Origin of the sequence: Deinococcus radiopugnans ATCC 19172 (assembly GCF_006335125.1) — a bacterium.
GTDB classification, from domain to species: Bacteria; Deinococcota; Deinococci; order Deinococcales; family Deinococcaceae; genus Deinococcus; species Deinococcus radiopugnans.
In genome coordinates, this window is record NZ_VDMO01000032.1 from 23,682 (window position 1) to 32,896 (window position 9,215).

Genomic DNA, 9,215 nt, shown 5'->3' on the forward strand with positions numbered 1-9,215 from the left:
AGGACACGCCGGGGACACGCCTCGCAGCGCACGCTTCAGAGGCGCAGAGCAGGAAAGCAAACATCCGCTTGTGTGCAAAGGGGGAAGGGGATGGCAGAGGCCGAAGACCGGAGTGAGGCTCACCAGGCCACCAGGGCGTCATGGCAGGGCCACTGGCGGTAAACCTCCGTGACGCAAACCACCGCTGTGCTGATCCACGGGGCCTTCACCGACGGCGCGAGTTGGGCTACCGTCGTGAACCGTCTGCAGGGCGCTGCGGTGAACGTGCTGGTTCCGGCCAACCCACTGCGCGGACTGAACGACGACGGCGAGTCCATCACCCGCATCGTGCGCCAGATCGCCGCCCCCGTGCTGCTGGTGGGCCACGGCTACGGCGGGGCGGTGATCACCCACACCGGAAGCCAGGCGGGGAACGTGCGCGGCCTGGTGTTCGTCGCCTCCCACGGCTTAGAACGCGGACAGAGCGTGGCGGATTCACTGGCGGCATTTCCAGCATCATTCCTGGCCGCTGTCCTGGAGGCTGTGCCGGGCGAAGCAGGGGGGGAGACGCAACTGCTCATCCAGCCCGCGCGCTTCGGGGAGGTGTTCGCCGCCGATCTGCCGCGTCAACGCCAGGATGTGCTGGCCGTCAGCCAGCGCCCCGTCGTCGCCGCTGCGTTCACCGAACCGCTGGCCGTGGAACCCGCCTGGACGTCGCTGCCGTCGTGGTCTTTGATCACCACCGAGGACCGGATGATCGACCCCGACATCCAGCGCGCCGCTGCCAGACGTCTGGGCGCAACCTCAGCGGAAGTGGCCGCCTCACACGCCGTTCTTCTGAGTCAGCCGGAAACCGTGACCGTGTTCATTCTCAAGGCGCTCGCCGCCCTCTCTTGATCCCGTTCTCTTTCAGCAAGGAGGCCTGTATGACCGCATCCAGAACGCCCGTCCTCTTTATTCACGGTTTGTGGCTGCACCACAGCAGCTGGCAGCCCTGGGTGGACCTCTTCCGGTCACGCGGGTACGAACCGGTCGCCCCCGGCTGGCCGGACGAACCCGGCACCGTCGAGGAGGCCAGAGCGCATCCCGAACAGGTGGCCAATCAAAGCCTGAAAACGGTGGTGGAGCATTTCCGCACGCTGGCCGCCTCGCTGCCGTCCAAGCCTATCCTGATCGGCCACTCGTTCGGCGGGCTGATCGCCGAGAAGCTGCTGGGCGAGGACGTGGGGATCGCGGGCGTCGCCATTGACCCGGCCCAGATCAAGGGGGTGCTGCCGCTGCCGCTGGCCGAGCTGCGCTCCGGGCTGCCCGCGCTGGGCAACCCCGCCAACATCTCGCGGGCGGTGGCGCTGACGGGCAAGGAGTTCAGGTTCAGCTTCGGCAACGCGCTGGAGCAGGGTGAATCCGACGCCCTGTTTGACCGCTGGACGATCCCCTCCCCGGCCCGCCCGCTGTTCGAGGTGGCTGTCGCCAATTTCAACCCGCACGCCGAATCGAAGGTCAACACCCACAACGACAAGCGGGGGCCGCTGCTGCTGATCTCCGGCACCGCCGATCACACCGCGCCGGACGTGGCGACGCGGGCGGCTTTCCGGCTGTACCGCGACTCGCTGGCGGTGACGAATCTGGAAACCTTCCAGGGCCGCGGGCACGCGCTGGTCATTGACCACGGCTGGCGGGATGTGGCCGAACGCGTGCTGACCTGGCTCTCGGAACAGGGACTGGGGCCGGTGGAAACCGGGGAGGTGCTGGTTGTTGAGGCGAACTGAACACACGCCTTCCGTCACGACATGCCGCCCTCACACCTTGCAGGAGGTCTTCCCATGAACCGTCCCCGCCTTGCCGCCCTGACCATCAGCGCCCTGCTCTCCACCTCCCTGGCCGGACCCGCCGGGACGATCAAGAATGTCGTGCTGGTCCACGGCGCGTATGCCGACGGCTCCGGCTGGGCCGGGGTCTACCGCATGCTGAGCGCAGACGGGTATCACGTCACCGTGGTGCAAAATCCGCTGACCTCGCTGGACGACGACGTGGCCGCCGTGAACCGCGCCCTGGCCCGGCAGGACGGCCCGGTAATTCTGGTGGGCCATTCCTACGGCGGGGCCGTCATCACCCAGGCGGGAACGGACCCCAAAGTCGCCGGGCTGGTCTACGTCTCAGCCTTTCAGCCCGATGTGGGAGAGTCCGCCTTGAAATGGGCCACCGCTGAGCCACCCGCGCTTGAAAATGGCATTCTGCCGCCGGACGCCGCCGGATTCTCGTACTACGACGCGGCCAAGTTCCACGCGGGTTTCGCGGCAGATCTGAGCGACGAGCAGGCGGCCTTTCTGTCTGCCTCGCAGATTCCGGTGTCCGTCAAGGCGCTGGGTGCGCCGGTCACGCAGGCGGCCTGGAACACCAAACCCAGTTGGGCCGTGCTGAGTACCGACGACAAGAGCATCAATCCGTCCATTCAGCGCACCATGTACGCCCGCGCCAAGTCGGTGGTGACCGAGGTCAAGGGCAGCCACGCCACGTACATCTCGCATCCCCAGGACGTCGCGAATGTGATCGAGGCGGCGGCCATCGGTGTCGCCGGCGGAAGCTAAACCCTCACCCCAGTCTCTCGCTGCTGACAGGAGCATCCACCATGACCACTGCCGAACACGCCCAGCCCGCCGCCGCTCCCATGCCCGCCGCTCCCCAGCTCATTCCCGGCAACAGTCTGATCACCGCCACTCCCGACGAGGGCCGCCTGCTAGCCGTTCGCATGGCCCAACTGGTGATCAAGTTCACCCAGCCGGACGAGAAGGTACGCGAGTTGATCAGGCCCGGTTACTCCACCAACGCCGCCGATCTGATCGCCATCACGCAGACCGTGGCGTTGGAATTCGCCACCATCGCCGCCGCGAACCATTACTGGCGTCCGGCCACCTCCACAGCGCAGAGCTGAGCTGGACCTCACGCCGGGGACATGACGTGAATCTGTCCCCGGATTGAATTCAGGGTGGGCCTGTGGGAAGAAACATCTTCTGGCAGGCCCACAGGGAGGGGACCGATGACTGTCAAGTTCAACCGTGGGCAATTCAGGTTCTACCCCAGCAACCGGCTCGTGGGCATGGTTGACGGCGCGGACACTGTGCAGGTTCTGCTGGATGACCTGCTGGCCCTGAAGCTTCAGAAGAGTGATCTGGGCGTGCTATGCGGCGACGCGGGCCTGCGCTGGCTGGACGATGACGGCAGCCGCCACGGGCTGCTGGGGCGCTTCGTCCGCTGGACCCAGTTCCTGACCGACGAGCGTGCGGAACTGCGCCAGTACGAGGATGCGGTAGCATCTGGTCTGTTTCTGGTGGCCGCCCAGTTACCGCACCAGAGCGCCGTGTATATCAACGCCCTGACCGCTTATCAGCGGGCCAAAGCCAGTCTCATCCGGTATTTCGGGCCCCTGGTGATCGAGGCGCTGGATTACTGATCCGTGCGTAAGTAGGTAGCATACGGTATGACGGTTTCCTTGTGGCGGCCCAGCCGCCTCACGCGTGCCCAACAGGAAGAACGGCGCCTGGCCGCCCAGTCCGCCCTCACGGATCCCAGGCGCACGACCCATGACCTGGCCCAGCAGTTCGGCGTGGCCGAGGTCACGGTCCGGGCGTGGCGTGCTCGGCTGCACCGCGATGGTGAGGAAGCGCTGCGCGCTTCCCGCGCCACAGGTCGCCCAGAGCGTCTGACCGCAGCGCAGCAGGACGAGATCGGAGCCATGATCGACGGTGACCCCCGTTCGCACGGCTTTGAGACCCGTGGCTGGACGATCCCGAAGATTCGCCACGTGATCGGCATGACCTACGGCGTGTGGCTGGATCGGGCGCACCTCTCGCGGAAACTCCGGCGCTGGGGATTCCCGTACCAGCGGCCCGCACTGCGGGCCGTGGAACGCAACGAAGACGACATCGCCACCTGGGTTCGTGTCCAGGGCGAGGCGCTGGAGAAAAAAAGTCGCTGAGAGCGCCACGCTGGTGTTTCTGGACGAAAGCGGCTTCAGTCTGAAAACGACGAAGGTGCGCACCGGGGGACGGTGTGGGCAGACGCCCATCATTCCCACACAACTCCGCTGGGAACATCTGTCCGTGATCGGCGCCATCACGACAGGTGGACAGTTCCTACATCACACGCACCGCGGCGCAGTGCGTTCACCAGGGGTCGTGACATTCCTGGAGCATATCCTCCGCCATGTCGATGGCGAGGTGATCGTGATCCTGGATCGGGCCATGATTCACCGGGCGAAAGCGGGACAGTCATTCGTGCAGATGCACGAATGACTGTCCTTGGTCTACCTGCCGCCGGATACGCCGGAACTGAACCCCATCGAGCTGATCTGGGCAGATCTCAAACGGAATGTGGTGGAGAACTTTTGCGCGACGTCGGTGAGCGAGTTGAGGAAGCGGTTGACGGTGGGCTGGCAACGCATCCGGCGGAAAGCCCTGCCCCTGGCCCTCATCCGGGGAACACCCTTCACAATCTCGCTATTGACTTAAGCATGGATCAGTAGCTTTGTGGCCAGGCTGGGTCCTAAGGGCATCTTTCCAGCAGAGGCCCACACAAGACCGCGCTCCTGGCCCTCTCCTGACACTGTGCAGTGGCATTTTGAGTAGAGAGCCCACGCCAATGGTGGTGGCGGGGCGAGTCATACGGATTCCGTTTGTTTCGTGTAGAGATCGGAGCTGTCCCGATTTCTACACTCCACGTCCGGAGGGATGTTTTTCTCCTTCTCGCCCTGCTCGGATTTCCAGGTGTTTTCAACACCTTTCAATCGGAGTCCGTATCAGACCACCTGCTGCTCGCACGGTTCAACCCTGCTGGTCATCGGCGGTCTTTGCCCCAGCAGCAGCCCCAACGCGGCCATTACCAGCGCCGTCACCGTGCCATACTCTGCCCCAGGGCCGAGGCGCGAGTAGAGTTGCCCGCCGCCCAGTGGCCCCACCACCTGCGCCAGCGAGCTGAACGCCTGCGCCCCACCCTGCACCTGTCCCTGCGCCTCGGCGGGCGCGGCAATGGAGATCAGGGTGTTCTGAGCCGCAGTGAACATCCCCTCACCCACCGCGAAGAGTAGCGTGCCGACATACAGCAGCGCTGCGTGCGGGAATACGGGCAGCAGCGCCATGCAACCCATCCCGATCACGCCCAGCAAGAGGCCCAGAACCGCCACGCCGCGCTCCTTCAATGCCCGGATCAGCCACGGCAGCAGCACGCCCTGCGCCACGATATCGGTTGCACCGATGATGATGAACAGCGTGCTGACCTCCGACGGCCCCCAGCCCAGCGTGTCGCGTCCCAACAGCGCCAGCGTCACCTGAAGGATGGACAGCGGCAGCAGAAACAGCACGCTGACCGTGACCAGTCGCCGCACTGCCGGAACAGCCAGAGCGCCCGAGAGTTGCCCCAGGGGATTGAGATGCGCCGCGTCAAAATGGGCGACGCGCCGCGAGGCCGGGAGGCTTTCCGGCAGCACGAACAGGCCCCACAGCATATTGAGCAGCGACACGCCCGCCGCCAGGAACATCGGGGCGCTGAGGCTGAGGTGTGAGGCCAGGCCGCCAATCGCCGGACCGAGGATGAAGGCCGCACCTGTCGTCGCTCCGAGCAGCCCGAAGACCCGGCCGCGCTCCCCTGCCGGGGTGGTGTCGGCCACGTAACCGAAGAGCGCGCCGAAGCCGCCCGCAAACAGCCCCTCAATACTTCGCCCGACGAACAACATCCACAGACTGCCGCCGACGCCGAAGAGGACATACCCGATGGCCGAACCCAGCAGGCTGAGGATCAGGATGGGACGGCGGCCGTAAGCGTCGCTGAGTGCACCCAGCACCGGAGCTGAGAAGAACGACAGGAAGGCGTAGGCCGCGCCCAGCAGGCCGATCACGGTGGCCTGCTGCGAGACCTGCGGAACGGACTGGGCCACGATAAAGGGCAGGACCGGGAACACCAGACTGATGCCCATGGCGAACAGAAAAGCGGTGAGGAGGAGGAAGAGGAGCGGAGCTTTGTGGGCGGGAACCTGCGGAGACTCGTTCATGCACTCAGGCTAGGGGGGCAGGGCCAGCGTGGTCTTGAAGAAAAGCGACCTGCTCAGGTGGGGCGGTTGCCTTCAGGCCCGCTCAGCGCGGGACCCGGCAAGTTCAGCGATCTGGTCCTGGGTCAAGCGCTGGGTGGGCAGGCGGCTGGGGCGAAGTTGTGCGAACTGCCCGAAGCTGCGCGGCGTCATCAAGGACAGCGCCTTGAATTCGCGCGTCAGGTGTGCCTGATCGGCGAACCCCAGTTCGTAGGCGAGTTGGGCCAGTGACACGTTCGGGTCAAGCCACAGGCGGTTGTGAACGGCCTCGAAGCGGATCAGGCGTGCGAGGATCTTGGCGCTGACGCCGACGTCCACTGCGAACAGTCGCTCCAGGTGTCGGGCGCTGATGTTCAACTCCTCGGCCAGCGTGCCGATCCGGGCCTGACCGGGGCTGCCGTAAAGTTTCAGGGCGGCCTCAGTCCCCACGTTCAGTGCCTGCCCCCGCTCGGTCAGCAGGCCCAGCAGCCAGTCGTCTAAGAACTGCCGCGCTTCGTCCCAGGCGTTCAGCCGCATCAAGGCGCTGATGGCCCGGGTCAGCAGCGGGTGGGTCAGGTTCAGGTCCAGGGTGGGCTGGCCGAAGTTCCAACCGAACAGTTGCCGCGCGCCCCAGGGGTACAGTTCCGCGCCCAGCGCCTGAGGAGGGCCGAGCGAAACAGCCCGCAGTGGCGTCAGCGTCAATCCTTCCAATGAGGCGCTGGGCAGCCGTTCCAGCGCGCCACCTGTCAGCGAACCGCGCCAGGTGGTTCCGGCGTGAAACGTCAGGCGGACCAGCTGCTCGGGCATAGAGCGGTGTTCCTGCGGGCCAAGGTCAAGGCCCTCATCCATCTGCCAGTAATTCCGCACCAGATGGCCCAGACGCGTGTCGGGAGGAAATTCCACGTAATGCACGCCTCAACTGTGGCAGAAGTGAGGCTGGGGCGCATCCGCCACCAGGCGAGACTGGGGAGGTCGCATTTGTTCAAGACAGGGTGGGGTCCTGGGGGTTATGGCAAGTTGTGGGGTGCAAGGAAGCAAAAGGGCTCCAGGAAGGCAAGCCGCCTGAACTTTAGGCTGCCTGCTGCACGGTTTCTTGCCACGTCTTAAAGGCAGCCTGTTGGTTATGGCGACGCCATAGAGCGGGAACGGTGGAACGGGCCGGGTGATGCAGAGTCGTGATCCGGGCGTGCAACCCCAGGAAGCCTTGCGCCCGTTGTCGTGACTTGAAGCCTCGCTGCTGACCTTCTTGCCGCCGTGTTGGCCGGTGGGAGTGCTCCACGAGGTTGTTCCAGCGGGCTGTAGAAATCACCTGAACGTGCTCCTGTGGAGCACGTGAAGCTTGCGCAGGGCGGACCCATACCTCCAGAGCTGATCGGTGTGAATGACCTCCGGCACGTCACCCCTCCTCCAGCAACCGTTGGAAAAATGACCTGGCGGCCTCGGTATCCCGGTGTTCCTGTCAGAAAACATCCAGCACAGCCCCATCTTCATCAACGGCCCGCCAGAGCCAGGGGTTGACCCCACCGACGTCCACGTGCATTGCGTCCAAATACCACCGGGAACCCCGACGTCCCCTCCCGGTGGCGCAGACCCTGGGCGAAGAGATCGCTGAACTTGATGCACCAACGGCTCGGGGCGCCCCGACGCCAGGTGCGAATGGACTCACGCGTCACGGCGATGCCCCGTTCCAGCAGCAATTCTTCGACATCCTGATCGCTGAGGGTGAAGCGGTGATAGAGCATTGGCGGCATAGCCAATGACCGCGATAGGGAACCGGTAGCCGGAAAGTTTCTGACCGCTCAGCACCGCGTCACCCTACCTCAACAAATACTGTGTTGGCTTGGAAGCGTCAAGTCGCTGTAGGAGGCTGACGTCGATAGCTCGGATCAAATTTCTGGCCTGACTTGAGAACGGCAAATGCGACTCGGAGGAGCTTGCGAGCCAGGGCAACCAGGGCAACTTTTTTGGGCTTTCCCTGGGCGATCAGATGGCGGTAGAAGTTCCCAAAAGCATTCTTCATCCGCGACGCTGTCAGGGCACAGAGGTAGAACGCCCGTCGTAGCCGCCCGTTCCCTATTTTCGAAATGTGGGTACGGCCAGTGAAACTGCCCGACTGACGGGGAACAGGGGATAGCCCTGCGTACGCCGCCCATTGATCCGAGCTCTCCATCCGGCTCAGCTGCAGGGTCTCGACCAGCAGGATGGAGGCGGTCAATAGGCCAATCCCAGGAATGGATGTCAGGAGCGTGACCTGCCCCTGCACTGCCTCGGAAGCCATGATCAGGGCGTTGATCGCCCTGTTCGCTTCTTCCTACTGCTGTTCGAGCAGCTTCTGGCGTGCTTCACAGAAGCCGACGGCCTTGGAATGGAGTTGATACTGGTGATCCATCGCGTCGTGGCGGCCCGCTTCCAGGGTCAAGAGCTCCACGATGGTGCCACGGGCGTGAAGGAGCGCACGCAGTTCGACCAGATCTGCCTCGGGGGGCAGCCAGCGTGCTGGCTGCATGACCGCGCCATACCGAGCAATCATCTCCGCATCCAGCTTGTCCGTTTTTCCTCTCCTCAACGTACTTTTCGCAAAGAATTTAATCTGCGCCGCATTCACAACGCTGACGGCATAGCCAGCGTCATGCAGGGTCATCGCTCCCCGCTCCCAGTACACACTGGTTGATTCCATCACCACCGAGAGATCTTCCCGGACAGCAACCGATTTTGCCAGCCACACGACAAGCTGTTCATGCCCCTTCGCGGTATTCGCAACGGTTTTGACGCCACCGATCCGTGTCAGGGACCCAGGCCCATGAACCTGGAGGAGGCAGGCGTACCGTTCACTTTTGCCGACATCGAGACCCGGTACAAACATAAAAACCCCCAAAAAAGGGAAACAGAGGGTCACCACCCGGGTCCGGTCGGCGGGATGTTGTGTGCAGGCTTGAAGGGCCTCAGAGACTGTTGCGCCTGATCGAAGGGGCCTCGAGCCAGCCATGATTTGTTGGGCGATCTTGGAGGATCAAACTTGCCAGCAGGCTTGTCGGCTCGAGTGGGAGTGACCTCGGTAGCTGACAACTTCATTTTTTAGTCGTCCCAGACGGCGGGAAGGTCACCTTCCGGTCTGTCCCTCGACAGAAACGAGAAATGGCGGTGTTTTGAGGTGTGAAGCCACCAAAACCCGCCGCCT

At 64.0% G+C, this 9,215-nt stretch carries 10 protein-coding genes and 2 pseudogenes; 7 read left to right on the top strand and 5 right to left on the bottom strand.

Annotated features, from left to right (window positions below; translation table 11 throughout):
- Positions 1-168 precede the first annotated feature (168 nt).
- The 7 genes and pseudogenes from FHR04_RS18700 (at position 169) to FHR04_RS21480 (ending at position 4,487) form a co-directional block, all read left to right on the top strand.
- Positions 169-876 (top strand): alpha/beta fold hydrolase, encoded by a 708-nt coding sequence (locus FHR04_RS18700; RefSeq protein WP_139404727.1) that lies wholly within the window; start codon positions 169-171, stop codon positions 874-876.
- Positions 877-905: 29 nt separating this feature from the next.
- Positions 906-1,748 carry an alpha/beta hydrolase gene (locus FHR04_RS18705; protein ID WP_139404728.1) on the top strand — a complete coding sequence of 281 codons (843 nt, stop codon included), beginning with the start codon at positions 906-908 and terminating at the stop codon, positions 1,746-1,748.
- 54 nt (positions 1,749-1,802) lie between these two features.
- Complete coding sequence (locus tag FHR04_RS18710; protein WP_139404729.1) at positions 1,803-2,567, top strand: alpha/beta hydrolase; 765 nt, start codon at positions 1,803-1,805, stop codon at positions 2,565-2,567.
- 41 nt (positions 2,568-2,608) lie between these two features.
- Entirely contained in the window at positions 2,609-2,911 is a 303-nt protein-coding gene (locus FHR04_RS18715; protein ID WP_211344219.1) for a hexameric tyrosine-coordinated heme protein, read from the top strand.
- Between the two features lie 105 nt (positions 2,912-3,016).
- The gene (locus tag FHR04_RS18720) at positions 3,017-3,430 is read left to right on the top strand and encodes a hypothetical protein (protein ID WP_139404730.1); all 414 of its coding nucleotides are present in this window, start codon (positions 3,017-3,019) and stop codon (positions 3,428-3,430) included.
- A gap of 27 nt (positions 3,431-3,457) precedes the next feature.
- Positions 3,458-3,955, top strand: a complete 498-nt coding sequence (locus FHR04_RS21215) for a winged helix-turn-helix domain-containing protein (RefSeq protein ID WP_183944848.1) — start codon at positions 3,458-3,460, stop codon at positions 3,953-3,955.
- A gap of 55 nt (positions 3,956-4,010) precedes the next feature.
- Positions 4,011-4,487, top strand: a pseudogene (locus FHR04_RS21480) (transposase).
- Positions 4,488-4,774: 287 nt separating this feature from the next.
- On the opposite strand, the gene FHR04_RS18735 reads toward FHR04_RS21480, so the two are convergent.
- The 5 genes and pseudogenes from FHR04_RS18735 to FHR04_RS21490 form a co-directional block, all read right to left on the bottom strand.
- Positions 4,775-6,022, bottom strand: a complete 1,248-nt coding sequence (locus FHR04_RS18735) for an MFS transporter (RefSeq protein ID WP_139404732.1) — start codon at positions 6,020-6,022, stop codon at positions 4,775-4,777.
- 72 nt (positions 6,023-6,094) lie between these two features.
- A complete protein-coding gene (locus FHR04_RS18740; RefSeq protein ID WP_249039217.1) occupies positions 6,095-6,949 on the bottom strand; it encodes an AraC family transcriptional regulator in 855 nt (284 codons plus the stop codon).
- 157 nt (positions 6,950-7,106) lie between these two features.
- Positions 7,107-7,843: pseudogene (locus FHR04_RS18745) on the bottom strand (IS6 family transposase).
- Positions 7,844-7,886: 43 nt separating this feature from the next.
- Complete coding sequence (locus FHR04_RS21485; RefSeq protein WP_249039218.1) at positions 7,887-8,315, bottom strand: transposase; 429 nt, start codon at positions 8,313-8,315, stop codon at positions 7,887-7,889.
- A 33-nt stretch (positions 8,316-8,348) separates the two neighbouring features.
- A complete protein-coding gene (locus FHR04_RS21490; protein ID WP_249039219.1) occupies positions 8,349-8,900 on the bottom strand; it encodes an IS110 family transposase in 552 nt (183 codons plus the stop codon).
- Positions 8,901-9,215 lie beyond the last annotated feature (315 nt).

Excerpts from the sequence above, each read along its gene's own strand:
- FHR04_RS18705 (WP_139404728.1), top strand. The coding sequence starts at position 906 with ATGACCGCATCCAGAACGCCCGTCCTCTTTATTCACGGTTTGTGGCTG.
- FHR04_RS18710 (WP_139404729.1), top strand. The coding sequence starts at position 1,803 with ATGAACCGTCCCCGCCTTGCCGCCCTGACCATCAGCGCCCTGCTCTCC.
- FHR04_RS18715 (WP_211344219.1), top strand. The coding sequence starts at position 2,609 with ATGACCACTGCCGAACACGCCCAGCCCGCCGCCGCTCCCATGCCCGCC.
- FHR04_RS18720 (WP_139404730.1), top strand. The coding sequence starts at position 3,017 with ATGACTGTCAAGTTCAACCGTGGGCAATTCAGGTTCTACCCCAGCAAC.
- FHR04_RS21215 (WP_183944848.1), top strand. The coding sequence starts at position 3,458 with ATGACGGTTTCCTTGTGGCGGCCCAGCCGCCTCACGCGTGCCCAACAG.
- FHR04_RS18735 (WP_139404732.1), bottom strand. The coding sequence starts at position 6,022 with ATGAACGAGTCTCCGCAGGTTCCCGCCCACAAAGCTCCGCTCCTCTTC.
- FHR04_RS21485 (WP_249039218.1), bottom strand. The coding sequence starts at position 8,315 with ATGGCTTCCGAGGCAGTGCAGGGGCAGGTCACGCTCCTGACATCCATT.
- FHR04_RS21490 (WP_249039219.1), bottom strand. The coding sequence starts at position 8,900 with ATGTTTGTACCGGGTCTCGATGTCGGCAAAAGTGAACGGTACGCCTGC.